Genomic DNA, 16,668 nt, shown 5'->3' on the forward strand with positions numbered 1-16,668 from the left:
ACTATAAGTGGGAGGAAGAAGTATGAATCATAAAAAATATGAAAGAGGTTATTTCATGCCACCGGAACCTTGTTTCGATTGGGTGAAAAAAGAATATATTGATAAAGCACCAATCTGGTGTAGTGTTGACTTGCGTGATGGAAACCAGTCTTTAATTATTCCAATGGATTTAGAAGAAAAAATTCGTTTCTTCAAATTATTAGTAGATGTTGGATTTAAAGAAATTGAAGTTGGATTTCCGGCAGCCAGTGAAACCGAGTATGAGTTCTTAAGAGCGTTAATTGATCAGAATTTAATTCCTGATGATGTAACGATTCAAGTGCTGACACAAGCACGTGAACATATTATTAAAAAGACATTCGAATCACTAAAAGGTTGTAAGAAGGCAGTCGTACATGTTTATAATTCAACTTCTCTCGCACAACGTGAACAAGTATTTAGAAAAACCAAAGAACAGATATTAAAGATAGCTACAGATGGAGCGAAACTATTAAAAGAATTGGCTGCAGAAGCAGATGGCGATATTCGTTTTCAATATTCACCAGAAAGTTTTACTGGTACGGAAGTTGAGTATGCATTAGAAGTATGTAATGCAGTCATTGATGTTTGGCAACCAACACCTGACAAGAAAGTAATTATTAACTTGCCAGTTACAGTTGAAATGAGTATGTCACATGTATATGCTTCACAGATTGAGTATATGTCTAAGCATATGAGCAATCGTGAGAATGTAGTAATTTCACTACATCCACACAATGATCGTGGTTGTGCAGTTGCGGATACAGAATTAGGTATCTTGGCTGGTGCGGACCGTGTAGAAGGTACATTGTTTGGAAATGGAGAACGTACAGGTAATGTCGATATTGTTACATTGGCTATGAATATGTATACACATGGAGTAGATCCAAAACTAAACTTCTCTAATATGAATGATATTGTGGAAGTATATGAAGATGTTACTAGAATGCGTGTGTATGATCGTACACCATATGCTGGTAAATTAGTGTTTGCTGCATTCTCTGGTAGTCACCAGGATGCAATTGCCAAAGGTCTTAAATATCGTGAGGAAAAAGGTAGTGAGAAATGGACAGTTCCATATCTTCCTATTGATCCTGAGGATGTTGGAAGAAAATATGAAAGTGATGTTATTCGTATTAACTCACAATCTGGTAAAGGTGGAATTGGATACTTACTTGAAGAATACTATGGATTTGATTTACCACCACGTTTTAGAGAAGGGTTTGGATACTATATCAAAGATATATCTGACAAACGTCATTCTGAACTGATGCCAGATGAAATTAAAGATATTTTCCATCGTGATTTTGTGAATCTTCAGACTCCACTTGAGTTGATTGATTATCACTTTACACGTAATGGTGATATATCGGTTGAATTGTCAATACGATTCAAGGGTGAAGAAAAAGTTGTATCAGCAAAAGGAAATGGTCGTCTGGATGCAGTGGCGAATGCGCTTCGTGATAATCTAGATTTATCATTTGACATTATTGATTACAACGAGCACTCGCTAAGTAAAGGATCATCTTCACAAGCGTGTGCCTATGTAGAAATTATTGATTGTATGAAAGAAACACGTTTTGGTGTTGGTATCAATGATGATATTATTGCTGCTTCTATTTTAGGAATGGTCAGTGCAATCAATCGAGCAGTTAATGAAAAAGCAAAGATTGGGGGAGAAAACTAATGGGGATGACAATGTCACAAAAGATTCTTGCAAAACATGCAGGTCTTGATAAGGTCGAAGCCGGTCAACTTATTATGGCAAACTTGGATATGGTATTAGGTAATGATATTACGACACCAGTTGCAATTAATGAGTTTGAAAAAGCAGATTTTAAAGAAGTATTTGATACAGAAAAAATATCTTTGGTAATGGATCATTTTACACCAAACAAAGATATTAAAGCAGCAACTCAGACAAAACAATGTCGCTGCTTTGCAAAAGCATTTGATATTAAGCATTATTATGATGTGGGTAATATGGGGGTTGAGCATGCTTTACTTCCTGAACAGGGGATTGTAACAACTGGTGATTTGATCATCGGTGCCGATTCTCATACATGTACATATGGTGCTTTGGGAGCGTTCTCTACAGGAGTCGGTAGTACCGATATGGCTGCAGGTATGGCAACAGGAAAAGCATGGTTTAAAGTTCCTAGTGCTTTAAAATTTAATATAACTGGAAAGTTAAATAAAAATATTAGTGGTAAAGATGTAATTCTACATATCATTGGTATGATCGGGGTAGATGGTGCACTTTACAAATCAATGGAATTTACAGGTGAAGGACTTAAAAACCTTACAATTGATGATCGCTTATGTATTGCTAATATGGCAATTGAAGCTGGTGCGAAAAATGGAATCTTCGAAGTGGATGACATTACACTAGACTATGTAAATGCTCGCAGTACACGTAAGCCAGTTATTTATAAGGCAGATGAAGATGCTGTATATGATGAAGTATACGATATAGATTTATCAACAATTGAACATACAGTTGCCTTTCCACATCTTCCTGAAAACGCAAAAACGCAAAGTGAGTGGGGAGATGTAGTCATTGATCAAGTAGTGATTGGTTCTTGTACAAACGGACGTTACTCTGATATGAAAGCTGCAGCTGAAATTATGAAAGGCAAGAAAATTGCTGATAATATTCGCTGTATTGTAATTCCTGCTACACAGGAAATCTATAAACAATGTATCAAAGAAGGATTCTTAGATATCTTTATTGATGCAGGTTGTGTAGTATCAACACCAACATGTGGACCATGTCTAGGTGGATATATGGGAATCTTAGCAGAAGATGAACGTTGTGTTGCAACGACAAACAGAAACTTCGTTGGTCGTATGGGACATCCAAGAAGTGAAGTATACTTAGCTTCACCAGAAGTTGCTGCGGCATCGGCTATAGTAGGTCGTATCGCTGCACCAAGTGATATAACGGAGGTAGAATAATGAAAGCACAAGGTTTCGTACATAAGTATGGTGATAACGTTGATACTGATGTTATTATACCGGCAAGACATTTAAATACACAGGATCATAAAGAATTGGCTTCTCACTGTATGGAAGATATTGATATTGATTTCGTGAAAAAGGTAAAAGAAGGTGACATTATGGTCGCTGAGCAAAACTTTGGTTGTGGTTCTTCAAGAGAGCATGCACCAATTGCAATTAAAGCAAGTGGAATCTCTTGTGTAATCGCAAAAAGCTTTGCCAGAATCTTTTATCGTAATGCAATTAATATAGGATTAGCTATCATTGAATGTCCTGAGGCAGTCGATGGAATTAACAATGGCGATGAAGTATCTGTTGACTTTGATGGTGGTGTAATTACAAACCTAACAAGTGGAGATACCTATACATTTGCTCCATTTCCGGAGTTTATTCAAAAGATTATCAGTTCAAATGGTTATTTAAATGCCATTAGAGAGGGGAAATTTAATGAATAAGAAAATAGCAGTTATTAAAGGAGATGGAATTGGTCCTGAAATTATTGAAGAGTCAGTAAAAGTACTAAAGAAAATTGAAGATAAGTTTGGACACAGTTTTGAGTTAATTTATGTAGATGCTGGAGGTGCAGCAATCGATAAATGTGGTAAAGCATTACCACAGGAAACAATTGATGTATGTCTTGCAAGTGATAGTGTACTATTAGGTGCAGTAGGTGGTCCAAAATATGACTCACAGCCTGCAGAAAACCGTCCAGAACGAGCATTACTTGGAATTCGTAGTCTGCTTGGTTTATATGCAAATTTGCGTCCTGCGAAACTATTTGACCAATTACGTGATGCTTCTCCATTAAGAGAAGAAATCGTAGATGCTGGAATTGACTTTATGGTTGTTAGAGAACTAACAGGTGGAGTTTATTTTGGCGATCATGTGACGGAAGAAAAAGATGGTGAAGCAGTTGCCTATGATGTGATGAAATATTCAGAATCAGAAGTGAAGAGAATTGCCAAAGTTGCATTTGATACTGCAAGACTTCGTGGTAAAAAAGTATGTAGTGTTGATAAGGCAAACGTACTTGATTCATCAAAACTATGGAGAAAAGTAGTAGTTGAGGTTGCGAAAGACTATCCTGATGTTGAATTGTCACATATGTATGTTGATAATGCAGCCATGCAGTTATGTAAGAATCCAGCACAGTTTGATGTAATCCTTACCGAAAACATGTTCGGTGACATCTTAAGTGATGAAGCAAGTATGATTACAGGTACAATTGGAACAATTCCATCGGCTTCGTTTGGTGATAGTACCCGTGGAATGTATGAACCAATTCATGGTAGTGCTCCAGATATTGCAGGAATGGATATGGCAAATCCAATTGGTACAATTCTTTCAGTGGCAATGATGATGAAATATTCATTCCATATGGAAAATGAAGCAAAAGTGATTGAAGAGGCTGTTGGTAAAGTACTTGATCAAGGATATCGTACAAAAGATATGGAAAGTGCGAATACAACAGTAATCGGATGTAAAGAAATGGGAGATCGAATCGCAGAATTGATTTATTAAAAAAGTGTGTAAAATATATGAAAAGACTGAGAAATTTAAGTTTCTCAGTCTTTCTTTGATAATCGATACATTAACACTTCAGGAGAACTAAACAAACGCATATCTACATCAGTTGTTCCTAAACCATTAGAAATAGCAATAGTAAGATTTTTAATTTCGTATGTTCCTTTTTCAAACTTGGTAGCTCCTACAATGGAATCAAGAGATCCAATGATTGGCAGTGATATCTGTCCACCATGTGAATGACCCGCAAACGCTAAATCCGTACTGTTGTCTGGTATATCTGCATATACATCTGGTGCATGAGTAAAGGCAACTACAAATGAATTTTCACTTATATTGGTATAAGCACTTTGAATATCAGGAGATCCACCTAAGGACTTAACAACATCTAATCCTACAAGTACAAAACTTTCACTTGTACCATTATGAATCTTGATATTTTTATTTGTTAAATCTTCAAATCCTGCCTGATACAAAATATCTTTCACAAATGCTTTGGATTCCTCACTCTTTATGTCACATTCTCCTAGTACATAAAACTTTCCAAGTGGAGCTTCAATTGATTTTAGTTCATCAATGATCATCTGTTTTGCTTCAGGATTGCTAATAAATGTAGCTGGATCAGTAAATAAGTCACCACCAAATAATACAACATCAGCACTTGCACTATTAATAGTTTTAATCATATCTTTGAATCGGCCTTCATCTACAAACTCACCATAGTGGATATCACTGATGTATGCAATATTTGTATCATGAATCGATTCACTAATTTTATTACTTTCAATTGTTTTATGCGTTATCTTAATATTCTCAGGTGCGATATACATCGCATAAAATAGAGTTGATGCACAAATAAGTGCAATTATTAAAGAAAACAATAATGTTTTTAATATTCTATGTTTCATTCTTTCACCTACACATATGACTATTTTACCATAGTACTTTGATAATTTAAATAATCTTGTATACTCATAGTGAATTTTGTTATAATTACATGGAGGTGGAGTATGAAGCTTAAAAGAACAGTGTTTGTAGTTGGTTTATGTATTCTTTTTTTAGTTTGTTATACACAGATGGCTTCTAAGATAGATCCATTTGCTAGATACAGCTATATAACTGAAGAGAACGAAGAAATCATTCGTAAATATATTACTGATCCTGATGATATTGATTACATTATATCCTTGAAAATTCAACCAGATAAATTTATGGAATTTATTGAACTTCAAGATTTTAAAGTAAAGAATATTTTATACTATCAGGCATGTAAATTATATCGACCAATTGATAATAATGAAATTATTAAATTTGTAAATGAATATCGAGGTAGTTATTCGGTAGCTACTTTTGAATTAGTGATTAAAAATTATACATATGAAACGATTAAGAATTACTTTGATAATGGTTACGCATATTTTGAGGATGCAGATTTAGTAGAAGATCCTTCAAAATTATCTACAATTTTAGATGAAGATGATGTACTTATGGACTATACGCCAAGCGATCTGGTAACAGTAGAACCAACGCTTATTCAAGTTTCGCCATCAATTGAAGGAAATGATAGTATTCAATTGCGTTCAGATGCATATAGTGGGTTAAAGGAAATGATGGAAGCTTATGCACATGATAATTATGATTTATATAAAACACTATCTCTTACAGGTGGTTTTGTAAGTTATGAAGATCAAATTAAAGTGTATGATGCTGCTTCAAAAAAATATGATAATGACTTAGCTGCAGCCAATGCTGCTAACGCTCAGAATGTTGAAGGTGAAATTCAAGATCAATCTGAAAATTCGGAAGGCGAAAATACAGAGAATACTGAAAATAAAGATAACAAAGAAGAAGAGAAGGAAGAACAAACTGAAGAAGAAAAAGAGGCTGTGAAAGCAGAGGCTTTAGATAAGATTGTGGATCTTCCAGGTCGCAGTGAACAACAGTTGGGTTTTACAATTACTTTAAAAATCAATGATTTAAGTGATGTTACTGCAATTGAAAAAAGTGAACAATACAAATGGTTAAGTGAGAATGCTCATAAATATGGTTATATCTTCCGTTATCCTAAAGATAAGGAAAGTGTTACAGGTAAAACTTACCAGGTACTTACATTACGCTATGTAGGCATTGATAATGCTACCGAAGTATATGATTCAAAAAAGGCATTTGATGAAATAAAAGCAAAAGATGAATAAGCTTTTGCTTTTTTACTGTTTAAGTCATAGATTTATGATAAAATATTAACTAATGAGGACGTGATAATATGAGTTGTGATATTTTATTAATTGATGGAAATTCAATGTTGTTTCGTGCGTATTATGCCACATTATACAGTGGTGCACGAATGAGTACAAGTAATGGTATTTCAACAAATGCAGTATATGCATTTGTGAATATGATTAATAAGGCAATAAAGAAAATAAATCCGGAATATGTAATGGTTGCATGGGACAGTGGGAAACCTACTTTTCGTCATGAACAATTCAAGGATTATAAAGGAACAAGAAAAGAGTTGGATCCTGAACTAAAAGTGCAGTTTCCAATTGTTCGTGAATATTTAGATGCTTATGGCATTTATCGTTATGAAGAAGATGGGATTGAGGCGGATGATATTATAGGAACTTTATCAAAGAAGTTCAAAGATCATAAAGTTCATATTCTTTCTAGTGATAATGACTTGTTGCAGTTAATTGATGATACAACATCTGTATTGTTGATGAAAAAGGGAATCAGTGATATGCAGGAGATGGACACTGCTACATTAATGGAAGTAAAAGAAGTTGAACCATGGCAAATTATTGAAATGAAAGGTCTGATGGGAGATGCATCAGATAACATTCCTGGAGTAAAGGGAATTGGTGAAAAGACTGCACTGAAATTATTAAAAGCATATGGAAGTGTAGAAGGTGTATATGAACACATTGATGAATTAAAAGGAAAGCAAAAAGAGAAGTTAGAAGATGGAAAAGAAATGGCATTTCTTTCAAAGGAACTTGCTACCATCAAAACAGATTGTGATTTAGATGTAAAACTGGAAGATTTTGAATTTGATGAAAACATTCCTGAATTAAATCAATTTTTTGCAAAATACGAAATGAACTCAATGATTCGCAGTGTTGAAGCCGCTGAAGATGAAGAAGAACAAATCGAACGTGGAGAATTAGAAAAAGTTGATAAACTGCCAGAATCAATTTTAGATGATGATGTATTAGTCGTATTAGATTACGACAGTGGTTTATTCTTTGATGCAGAATTATATGGAATTGCAGTAAAAGGAAATGATAAAGCTTATTATTTAGATAAAGATGCGATGTTTATTGATGAAACATTACATAAATTATTGAAGAATGAAAAACAACACATGGGTTATGATGTGAAGATGATGTACCATTTATTAGATCGTTATGGATTTGCTTTTGATAAATTCAAAATTGATTTGGAAATAGCTGCATTCCTAATCAATAACAATATTTCAAGTTATGAAAGTTTATTAGATGTATATGGAGTTCCTTATTCAATGAAAAAGGATGAAATATATGGTAAAAGTGGTAAACCAAAGTTTGCAGATGAAGAAACTAGAATTGGATATATCGCACATAAATTATTTATGTTGGAAAATCTAAGTGTAAAAATCTTGGATGAATTAGAAACAAAAGACTTACATTCAGTATTTTACGATATTGAAATGCCATTGTCTTATATATTATATGAAATGGAAAAAGAAGGAGTTACGACTTCAAAAGATGTGCTAGAAGAAATACGTTTAAAGACGTTAGATATCCTAAAAGGTCTGGAAGAAAAGATTCATGGTCTTGCTAGAAAAGAATTCAACGTAAATTCACCAAAGCAACTTTCAGAAGTTCTGTTTGATGATCTTGGTTTAAAGAGCAATAAGAAAAGAAGTACTGCAATTGATGTACTTGAAAAACTAAAACATGCGCATCCAATTATTCCTGAACTAATTGAATATCGTAAATATCAGAAGATTAATTCTACTTATGCAGAAGGACTGCAAAAGCATATACAGGAAGATGGAAAGATTCATACCATCTATCATCAGAGTCTAACACAGACAGGAAGACTTTCATCTTCTGATCCTAACCTACAAAACCTGTCGGTTAGAGATGAAGAGGCAAGGGAGGTTCGTAAAGCGTTTGTGGCCAGTGAAGGATGTATTTTATATGCAGCTGACTACTCTCAGATTGAGTTACGTGTATTAGCGCATATGGCCAATGAGAAACAAATGATTGAAGCATTTAACAGTGGAATTGATATTCATACCAAAACGGCAATGTTGATATTTGATGTGGATAAAGAAGATGTTACATCGACAATGCGTAGAGAAGCAAAAACTGTTAACTTTGGTATGGTTTATGGTCAAACGCAGTTTGGTCTTGCCAGTGAGTTAAATATTGATATGAACTCCGCAAAAGACTTTATGGATAATTACTTTGAATCTTATCCAATGATTAAGAAATTCATGGATGAAACGATTAGTTTCTGTAAGGAACATGGTTATGTTACGACGCTGTTTAACCGTCGTAGAGTAATCAATGAGATTCATGATAAGAACTATATGATTCGTGAGTTTGGTAAACGTGCAGCGATGAATGCACCAATCCAGGGGACTGCAGCAGATCTAATTAAGATGGCTATGATTAAAGTAGTTGATATGATGAAGGAACATAAGTTGAAAAGTAAGTTAATCTTACAAATTCATGATGAACTTGTGTTTGATGTAGTATTAGAAGAAAAAGATAAAATGGAAAACATAGTGAAAGAAGCTATGGAACATGTATATAAATTAGCAGTACCATTAGCAATTGATGGGAAGTTTGCTGATAATTATTACGACAGTAAATAGGAGAAGTTATGCCAGAATTACCAGAAGTTGAAACCGTAGTCAGAACCCTTGAACATCTGATAAAAGATTCAACAATCGAAAAAATTGATATTTTCTATGACAAACTAATTGATAATGTATCAGTAGAAAGTTTTATTAAAATGATGAAATCACAGACATTTCATCATTTTAAGCGTATAGGAAAATACCTGATATTTGAAATGGACGATTATAATTTAGTCGTTCATTTACGAATGGAAGGAAAGTTCTATGTAAATGATATAGGAAGTGACTATGATCAAAAGCATACCCATTCAATTTTTTACTTGAGTAATGGTAAACAACTGGAGTATCATGATACACGTAAGTTTGGTAGAATGTATATCTATCCTAAAAGTGAGGAGATTACTACTGTTTCCGCATTTAAAAATGTTGGATATGATGCCTTTGATGAACGTGTTGATGCAGAGTATCTCTATGAGATGAGCAGAAGTCGTAAAACAACATTGAAACAGTTCTTATTGGATCAAAGTGTAATGGCTGGAGTAGGGAACATCTATGCAGATGAGATTTGCTTTCGTTGTGGTTTTCGTCCTGAGACAAAGGTATATCGACTGACAAAGAAAGATTTTGCAAACATTGTAGATGCAACTCGTATCATCTTGCGTGGTGCCATCAAAGCCGGAGGAACAACAATTCGCTCTTATACATCATCTTTAGGTGTAGATGGACGCTTTCAACTGCAGTTGAAAGTTCATGGTAAAAGCAGGGAAAAGTGTCAGGTGTGTGGAACTGTTATTGAAAAAACAAAGGTAGGTGGACGCGGTACTTATTATTGTAAGAAGTGCCAGCGAAGGAAATGAAAAAGATTGTAATTACTGGGACTATTGGTTCTGGAAAAAGTTATGTAAGTAATATTCTAAAAACGAGTTATAATTTACCTGTGTTAGATGTTGATATGGTTGCCAAAGAAGTACGTAATCATCAGGCAAAGGATACTATTATTCAACATTTTGGTGATGAAATCGTTACAAATGGTGAAATAGACCCAAAGAAACTGGGTGCTATTGTTTTTCAAAACGACCAGAAACTAAAAGAGCTGGAAAGTATGATTCATCCACTTGTGTATGAAGAAATGCTGGAGTTCTTTCACATCCATGAATATTATCCATTAGTAATTGTCGAACATCCTTTGGTCTTTGAATTAGGATGGGAAAAAGAATTTGATGAAGTCTGGCTGGTTACCTGTGATCCGGAGATTGCGATTGAGCGATTGACTAATAATCGAGGATATAACAGAGAAGAGGCAACTCGGATTTTGAGCAAACAAGAAGATAACAAAATAAAAGAGACAAAAGTTGATCGAATCATATATAATAATCATCATGCGCATTTGGTTGATCAATTAAAAAATATTATGAAAGAGGAGAATATATGTTGAAACAAGAGGATAAACTAACAATTGAAATTCATGGTGTGATCAATGAGGAATCACATGCTGTGTTATCTATGCTTTATTATCCTTTGATTAAGGAGAAGGCATTTTTGCTTTATCATTTGTTGGTATCTCTTTGTGAAAACAAAATGACATTTGAAAATCATCGCATTATTCATGCAATCAGTGGTTTTTCAATGGAAGTAATTGAAGAAGAAAGAAAACGCTTAGAAAAGTATCAGTTATTAAAGACATATTATGATTCAAAAAAGAATCAATATCTATATGCAATCATTCCACCAAAAAGTGGAACTGATTTTTTGGAACATGAAGTATTTGGACGTTTGTATTTAAATAATATGGGTGAGCAGGTAGTAAAGTTCCAAAAGTTAAATTTCTTACCACAGATAGTGGATAAAGATCAATACAAGGATATCTCTGAATGTATCAGTGATGTGTTACGTGATGATTGGAATGAATCATTTGAAGAAACTTATCAGCAAGTAAAGAAAGACATTAAAAACAGCAAGCAGGAATTTGCTTCTGTATTTAATTATGATGAATTTTTAAATGGATTAAGTGATATTGTTTGGCCAAAGAAAAGTCGTTCAAAGAAAGCAATGGAAGAAATTGGTAAGATTGCAACTGTATATGGAATTAGTCCGAAACAGATGAAGGTGTTAGTTGCGAAATCTTGTAGTCCAAAGGATAAAATGCTGGATCTTGCACTATTAAGAGAAAAAGCTGCAGCATCCAGAGCAAAATTCGAAACCGATGAAGTGAACATTTATAAATGGCCTCCAGTGCGATTTATGCAGAACAAACAGAATGGTGCACCAGTATCAAAAGCAGATGCTGAAACGATTCGAGTGTTGCTAGAAGACTATAAACTAAACCCTGAAGTATGTAATGTACTGATTGAATATGTACTAAATACGAGTGAACAAAAGTTTGTACGTAACTATGTTGAAAGCATTGCTGGAAGCTGGGTACGTGCGAAAGTAGATACTTATGAAAAAGCCGTCGAGCGTATTCATAGACCAACTTCAAAGACTGGTAGTAAAATAAAGAAAGTAGAAGTCAAGGAAGAAGGTATGAGTGAAGAAGAAAGACAAAAAATACTAGATGAGATTAATGCGATGAAAGGACAAATGGGCAATGGAAAAGTTTAATTACAAAGTGGATATGAGTGATGAACTTAAAAAAGAAAAAGAAAACCTGTGTCGTTATTTGCTGAATGAACCATCAGTACAAGAATTTCTTCAGATATTTGAACTTCCTGAAATGTTCGTCTATGAAAATACATATTTATTAAAAGATTATGTTAAACGCAAAAAGAAATGTGATGTATGTGTAGGACTTGAGTACTGTCAACAAGAAGTAAAAGGTCACTTGCTGTCATTGAAACCAGCAGGAATCGATGTAGAAAAAGTGCTTGTACCTTGTCGTTATAAAACTAGCTTTGAAAATGCAATTGCTCATAAAACTTACTTTACATTAAATGATATGAGTGAACAACAGATGCAATATCGTTTGGAAGATATTGATTTGGATATTGAGAATGATAACTATGTATTGATTTATCAGGCATTGTTTAAAGATATCTTTTCTAAATCACAAGATCCAAAAGATGCCAAAGGATTTTTTCTTTGTGGTGAACCTGGAGTTGGTAAAACATATTTGGCGTGTTGTTATATTAACGAAGTTGCAAGAACAGGAAAGTACTGTGCATTTGTACATGTACCTACACTGATTGCTAACTTAAAATCGATTATGTATGACAATGTTGCATTTCGCAAAACGATTCATTCATTAAAGAATGCAAATGTACTTGTGTTAGATGATATAGGTGGTGAAAGTGCTTCTACTTGGACAAGAGATGATATCTTGTTACCACTACTAAATGATCGAATGGAAAAAAATAAAAAAACTCTTTTTACAAGCAATTGTAATTTTGAAGAAATTGAAGAATTCTATCGTTTAAAAAGTAGAGCCATCAACGATGCAGTTGGTGCAAAAAGACTTGTCGAGAGAATGAAAGCCCTTGCGGACGAGAAGGTTTTAAAAGGGATAAACAGAAGAACAAAAAACAACCCTAATTACTAGTGAAAAACACTAGCATTTAAGGTAGAAAGATGTTATGATGTATACTGAATTTTGAAATGAGGAGGTGCTTCATTGATATGGTAAAGAGAATTGGTGTATTAACTTCAGGAGGAGATGCTCCTGGGATGAATGCTGCGATTCGTGCTGTTACCAGAGTAGCGACAAATATCGGTCTTGAAGTGTATGGGATTTATGATGGATATCGTGGAATGGTTGATGGTAAAATCAAGCAGTTGACTCGCGAAAGCGTATCGGATATTTTGGATCGTGGTGGGACTATTTTAGGTTCTGCACGTTTACCGGAATTTAAAGATATCGAAGTTCGTAAGAAAGCAATTGAACAACTGGATAAATTTGGAATTGAAGCAGTTGTTGTAATTGGAGGTGACGGAAGTTACCGAGGTGCTTTAGCACTTACGGATATGGGAGTAAATTGTATTGGGTTACCAGGAACGATTGACAACGATATCGCAAGTACAGACGAAACAATTGGATTTAGTACAGCACTAAATACTGTTGTTGATGCAATGGATAAACTAAGAGATACTTCTAGTTCCCATCATCGTTGTTCTGTAGTTGAAGTAATGGGAAACCGTTGTGGGGATTTAGCTTTATTTTCAGGGCTATCTTCCGGAGCAGAAATCGTTATTACCTCAGAGACTGGATTTGACGAAAGTGAAGTACTAGACAGGTTGCGTGAATTTGATGTAGTTAAAAAGAAAAATCATGCGCTTGTAATCATTTCAGAAAAGATCACAGATGTTGAAATATTTGCACGTAAAGTATCACAGTTTACTGGATTTTCTGGTAGAGCAACGATTCTTGGACATGTTCAACGTGGAGGTTCTCCAACACCTGGCGATCGTGTTTTGGCTTCTCGTATGGGAGAAAAAGCAGTTGATTTATTGATGCAAGGTGTAGGTGGACAATGTGTGGGGATACAACGTGGAGAAATCGTTGGTGTTCCAATCGAAGAAGCATTGAATATGCCTTCTAAATCAAGAAAAGATTTACAGAATTTATTTGATCGATTAGTTTAGAGAGGAAAACAATGAAAAAAACTAAAATTATTTGTACTATTGGACCAGCAACTGAAAGTCCAGAAATGCTTAAAAAACTTGTAGACACGGGGATGAATATCACAAGATTGAACTTCTCACATGGTGACTATGAGGAACATGGAAATAGAATTGCGTCAATTCACCGTTTAAACGAAGAAACTGATGCTAACATTGCTATTCTATTAGATACGAAAGGACCAGAAATTCGTTTAGGTGACTTTGCGAACGGTTCTGAAACTTATGAAAAAGGTGATGAAGTTACAATCGTCAGAGATGAAATGCTTGGAACACATGAAAAATTCTATATTCAATGTCCTGAAGTATTTGATGATGTTGAAGTTGGTGGAACAATTTTAATTGATGATGGAAAAGTAAGACTTACTGTTATCGATAAAAAAGATGGAGAATTAAGATGTAGAATCGAAAATCCAGGAGTTCTTAAAAGTAGAAAAGGATGTAACGTACCTAATGTTAAATTAAGTATGCCATTCATTTCACCAAAAGATGACAGCGATTTACGTTTTGGATGTCAAATGAAAGTAGATTATATTGCTGCTTCATTTACAAGAAGAAAAGAAGATGTCTTGGCTATTCGTAAAATATTAAAAGAAGAAAACTGTGAAGATATTCAAATTATTGCAAAGATTGAAAACCAAGAAGGATATGACAACTTGGATGAAATCTTAGAAGCTGCAGATGGAATTATGGTTGCTCGTGGTGATTTAGGAGTTGACGTTTCATTTGAAAAAGTACCTATTTACCAAAAACAAATGATCGCAAGAGCGAATGCATTTGGTAAACCAGTTGTAACTGCAACTCATATGTTAGAAAGTATGCAACAAAACCCAAGACCAACTAGAGCAGAAGCAAGTGATGTTGCCAATGCGGTATTGGATGGTACAGATGCAATTATGTTATCTGGTGAAAGTGCTGTTGGTATGTATCCAATTGAAGCTGTTCAAACAATGAACACAATTGCTCAAGGAATGGAAGATATTCTTCCTTACCGTGAAAGATTACAACAATCAATTGACACAAGTAAGAGAACAAAAGAAGATGCAATCGGTATTGCGGTTGCTGATACAGCATTAGCGATGGACGTAGCTGCTATCGTAGTATTTACGACTAGTGGAACTAGTGCAAGAAGAATTGCAAAATTCAGACCAGTATGTCCTGTATATGCAGCAACATTTGATGAAAGAACTAGACATGGTTTAGCAATCAACTGGGGTGTAGATGCAGTAACAATCAAGAGTATTAATGAAAGAGAAACTGAATCTGAATTAGCTAGAAATGTTGCTAAGAGTTTCGGATGTAAGAAAGGTGACACAATTATCGTTGTTGCTGGATATCCACATGGAACTGGTGCAACTAACTCAATGCGTATTATCGAAGTTGAATAATCAAGCGAAAAGTGCAATTTATGCACTTTTTTTGCGTTTATCCGACATTATTGTATAGCGCTATCTATTAGAAAATGTTAGAATAGAACAAGGATGTGATAAATTATGCGCTTTAAGTTAGATGAACAGGGTAAAAACAAAGTTTTAATTGGTGTACTAATCGCAATTTCAGCGATTGTTTTTTATTTTTTAATATTGAATTTTTCGCAAATTCAATCATTTTTTAGTAATATGTTTAGTATTTTATTTCCATTTATTGTTGGATTTGTAATTGCATTTCTATTAAATCCAATTATGATGTTTCTTGAAAACAAAGCATTCGCTAAATTAAGATTTAAACAACAGACAAAGCGAAACATTGCGGCATCTATTGCTGTCATCATTGGGATTGTAAGTGTTGGTGCATTACTATTTCTAATTGTATCGCAGGTAAGACCAAGTATTGAGAGTCTTGTTGCGAATTATGATACATATGTTAAAACATTTGAACAGTTCTTAGAAGATGTCTTATTACGCTTTGATTTAGATATGAATGTAATTACTGATTTAACGCAATCAAGTGAAGATGTGGTTCAGTTTGTAACTGAAACAGCATCTCAGTTTGCACCAAAAATATTGGATGCAGGATATGGAATTGTCATGACACTGCTAAATATCTTAATTGGTATTATAGCAGGGCTTTACTTACTGATGGATAAAGAAAAATTCTTATATCAGTGTGGTAAATTAAATCGTGCTATTTTTCCAGAGAGAGTGGCAAATTATATTGCAAGATTTATGACAATATTACGTAATATTTTCTATGATTTCATTGTTGGTAAAGCGATTGATTCACTAATTATTGGGATCATCTGTTATATTGGTATGAGCTTATTAGGGTTTGAATATGCAGCTTTGATTAGTGTAATTGTAGGTATTACCAATATGATTCCAGTATTTGGTCCATTTATTGGAGCAGTACCAGGAGTGTTTATATTATTGCTAGTTGATCCAATGCAATCACTTTATTTCATGATTTTTGTGTTTGTATTACAACAATTCGATGGAAACTTCTTAGGACCATTAATTTTGGGAGATAAATTAGGAATTCCAACCTTCTGGATTTTATTCTCAGTTACGGTTGGTGGTGCGTTATTTGGTATTGTGGGAATGTTTATTGGAGTTCCTGCATTTGCAGCCATTTACTTCTTATTAAAAGAACTGGTCAATTTCAGATTAGAAGAGAAGGAAGCGCTGAAAAAAGTCGAAGAGACATCCGAATAAATCAAGCATGGAACT

General features: G+C 34.2%; 14 protein-coding genes. 13 read left to right on the top strand and 1 reads right to left on the bottom strand.

Annotation, left to right across the window (positions count from 1 at the left end; genetic code table 11):
* The first annotated feature begins 22 nt into the window (after positions 1–22).
* From J2S15_RS17440 to leuB, 4 genes are read left to right on the top strand one after another with little or no spacing between them, the layout of a single operon-like run.
* Positions 23–1,705 (top strand): 2-isopropylmalate synthase, encoded by a 1,683-nt coding sequence (locus tag J2S15_RS17440; protein WP_307410750.1) that lies wholly within the window; start codon positions 23–25, stop codon positions 1,703–1,705.
* Positions 1,705–2,976 (top strand): 3-isopropylmalate dehydratase large subunit, encoded by a 1,272-nt coding sequence (gene leuC / locus J2S15_RS17445; protein ID WP_307410753.1) that lies wholly within the window; start codon positions 1,705–1,707, stop codon positions 2,974–2,976. The genes J2S15_RS17440 and leuC overlap by 1 nt, the downstream gene beginning before the upstream one ends.
* Complete coding sequence (gene leuD / locus J2S15_RS17450; protein ID WP_307410757.1) at positions 2,976–3,473, top strand: 3-isopropylmalate dehydratase small subunit; 498 nt, start codon at positions 2,976–2,978, stop codon at positions 3,471–3,473. The genes leuC and leuD overlap by 1 nt, the downstream gene beginning before the upstream one ends.
* The gene (leuB, locus tag J2S15_RS17455) at positions 3,466–4,539 is read left to right on the top strand and encodes a 3-isopropylmalate dehydrogenase (protein ID WP_307410760.1); all 1,074 of its coding nucleotides are present in this window, start codon (positions 3,466–3,468) and stop codon (positions 4,537–4,539) included. Before leuD ends, leuB begins: the two co-directional genes overlap by 8 nt.
* Positions 4,540–4,583: 44 nt before the next feature.
* Here leuB and J2S15_RS17460 read toward each other — a convergent pair whose 3' ends face one another.
* Positions 4,584–5,450, bottom strand: a complete 867-nt coding sequence (locus tag J2S15_RS17460; protein ID WP_307410763.1) for a metallophosphoesterase — start codon at positions 5,448–5,450, stop codon at positions 4,584–4,586.
* A gap of 102 nt (positions 5,451–5,552) precedes the next feature.
* On the opposite strand from J2S15_RS17460, the gene J2S15_RS17465 reads away from it, so the two are divergent.
* From J2S15_RS17465 to J2S15_RS17505, 9 genes are all read left to right on the top strand, one after another.
* Positions 5,553–6,737, top strand: a complete 1,185-nt coding sequence (locus J2S15_RS17465) for a M15 family metallopeptidase (RefSeq protein WP_307410765.1) — start codon at positions 5,553–5,555, stop codon at positions 6,735–6,737.
* 68 nt (positions 6,738–6,805) lie between these two features.
* Positions 6,806–9,406: a DNA polymerase I gene (polA, locus tag J2S15_RS17470; RefSeq protein ID WP_307410767.1), complete on the top strand. Its 2,601-nt coding sequence runs from the start codon at positions 6,806–6,808 to the stop codon at positions 9,404–9,406.
* 8 nt (positions 9,407–9,414) lie between these two features.
* The gene (mutM, locus tag J2S15_RS17475; RefSeq protein WP_307410769.1) at positions 9,415–10,248 is read left to right on the top strand and encodes a DNA-formamidopyrimidine glycosylase; all 834 of its coding nucleotides are present in this window, start codon (positions 9,415–9,417) and stop codon (positions 10,246–10,248) included.
* Entirely contained in the window at positions 10,245–10,826 is a 582-nt protein-coding gene (gene coaE, locus J2S15_RS17480; protein WP_307410771.1) for a dephospho-CoA kinase, read from the top strand. The genes mutM and coaE overlap by 4 nt, the downstream gene beginning before the upstream one ends.
* Positions 10,820–11,992: a DnaD domain protein gene (locus J2S15_RS17485; RefSeq protein WP_307410774.1), complete on the top strand. Its 1,173-nt coding sequence runs from the start codon at positions 10,820–10,822 to the stop codon at positions 11,990–11,992. Before coaE ends, J2S15_RS17485 begins: the two co-directional genes overlap by 7 nt.
* Positions 11,979–12,926 carry an ATP-binding protein gene (locus J2S15_RS17490; RefSeq protein ID WP_307410777.1) on the top strand — a complete coding sequence of 316 codons (948 nt, stop codon included), beginning with the start codon at positions 11,979–11,981 and terminating at the stop codon, positions 12,924–12,926. Before J2S15_RS17485 ends, J2S15_RS17490 begins: the two co-directional genes overlap by 14 nt.
* Positions 12,927–13,003: 77 nt before the next feature.
* Positions 13,004–13,966 (top strand): 6-phosphofructokinase, encoded by a 963-nt coding sequence (gene pfkA / locus J2S15_RS17495; RefSeq protein ID WP_307410779.1) that lies wholly within the window; start codon positions 13,004–13,006, stop codon positions 13,964–13,966.
* Positions 13,967–13,977: 11 nt separating this feature from the next.
* Positions 13,978–15,390 carry a pyruvate kinase gene (gene pyk, locus J2S15_RS17500; protein ID WP_307410781.1) on the top strand — a complete coding sequence of 471 codons (1,413 nt, stop codon included), beginning with the start codon at positions 13,978–13,980 and terminating at the stop codon, positions 15,388–15,390.
* 105 nt (positions 15,391–15,495) lie between these two features.
* Positions 15,496–16,653, top strand: a complete 1,158-nt coding sequence (locus J2S15_RS17505; RefSeq protein ID WP_307410784.1) for an AI-2E family transporter — start codon at positions 15,496–15,498, stop codon at positions 16,651–16,653.
* Positions 16,654–16,668: the final 15 nt, after the last annotated feature.

This window comes from Breznakia pachnodae (assembly GCF_030814225.1).
Lineage (GTDB): Bacteria > Bacillota_I > Bacilli_A > Erysipelotrichales > Erysipelotrichaceae > Breznakia > Breznakia pachnodae.

Excerpts from the sequence above, each read along its gene's own strand:
- leuD (WP_307410757.1), top strand. The coding sequence starts at position 2,976 with ATGAAAGCACAAGGTTTCGTACATAAGTATGGTGATAACGTTGATACT.
- J2S15_RS17440 (WP_307410750.1), top strand. The coding sequence starts at position 23 with ATGAATCATAAAAAATATGAAAGAGGTTATTTCATGCCACCGGAACCT.
- J2S15_RS17460 (WP_307410763.1), bottom strand. The coding sequence starts at position 5,450 with ATGAAACATAGAATATTAAAAACATTATTGTTTTCTTTAATAATTGCA.
- J2S15_RS17490 (WP_307410777.1), top strand. The coding sequence starts at position 11,979 with ATGGAAAAGTTTAATTACAAAGTGGATATGAGTGATGAACTTAAAAAA.
- leuC (WP_307410753.1), top strand. The coding sequence starts at position 1,705 with ATGGGGATGACAATGTCACAAAAGATTCTTGCAAAACATGCAGGTCTT.
- J2S15_RS17505 (WP_307410784.1), top strand. The coding sequence starts at position 15,496 with ATGCGCTTTAAGTTAGATGAACAGGGTAAAAACAAAGTTTTAATTGGT.
- mutM (WP_307410769.1), top strand. The coding sequence starts at position 9,415 with ATGCCAGAATTACCAGAAGTTGAAACCGTAGTCAGAACCCTTGAACAT.
- J2S15_RS17485 (WP_307410774.1), top strand. The coding sequence starts at position 10,820 with ATGTTGAAACAAGAGGATAAACTAACAATTGAAATTCATGGTGTGATC.
- leuB (WP_307410760.1), top strand. The coding sequence starts at position 3,466 with ATGAATAAGAAAATAGCAGTTATTAAAGGAGATGGAATTGGTCCTGAA.
- polA (WP_307410767.1), top strand. The coding sequence starts at position 6,806 with ATGAGTTGTGATATTTTATTAATTGATGGAAATTCAATGTTGTTTCGT.
- J2S15_RS17465 (WP_307410765.1), top strand. The coding sequence starts at position 5,553 with ATGAAGCTTAAAAGAACAGTGTTTGTAGTTGGTTTATGTATTCTTTTT.
- pyk (WP_307410781.1), top strand. The coding sequence starts at position 13,978 with ATGAAAAAAACTAAAATTATTTGTACTATTGGACCAGCAACTGAAAGT.
- pfkA (WP_307410779.1), top strand. The coding sequence starts at position 13,004 with ATGGTAAAGAGAATTGGTGTATTAACTTCAGGAGGAGATGCTCCTGGG.
- coaE (WP_307410771.1), top strand. The coding sequence starts at position 10,245 with ATGAAAAAGATTGTAATTACTGGGACTATTGGTTCTGGAAAAAGTTAT.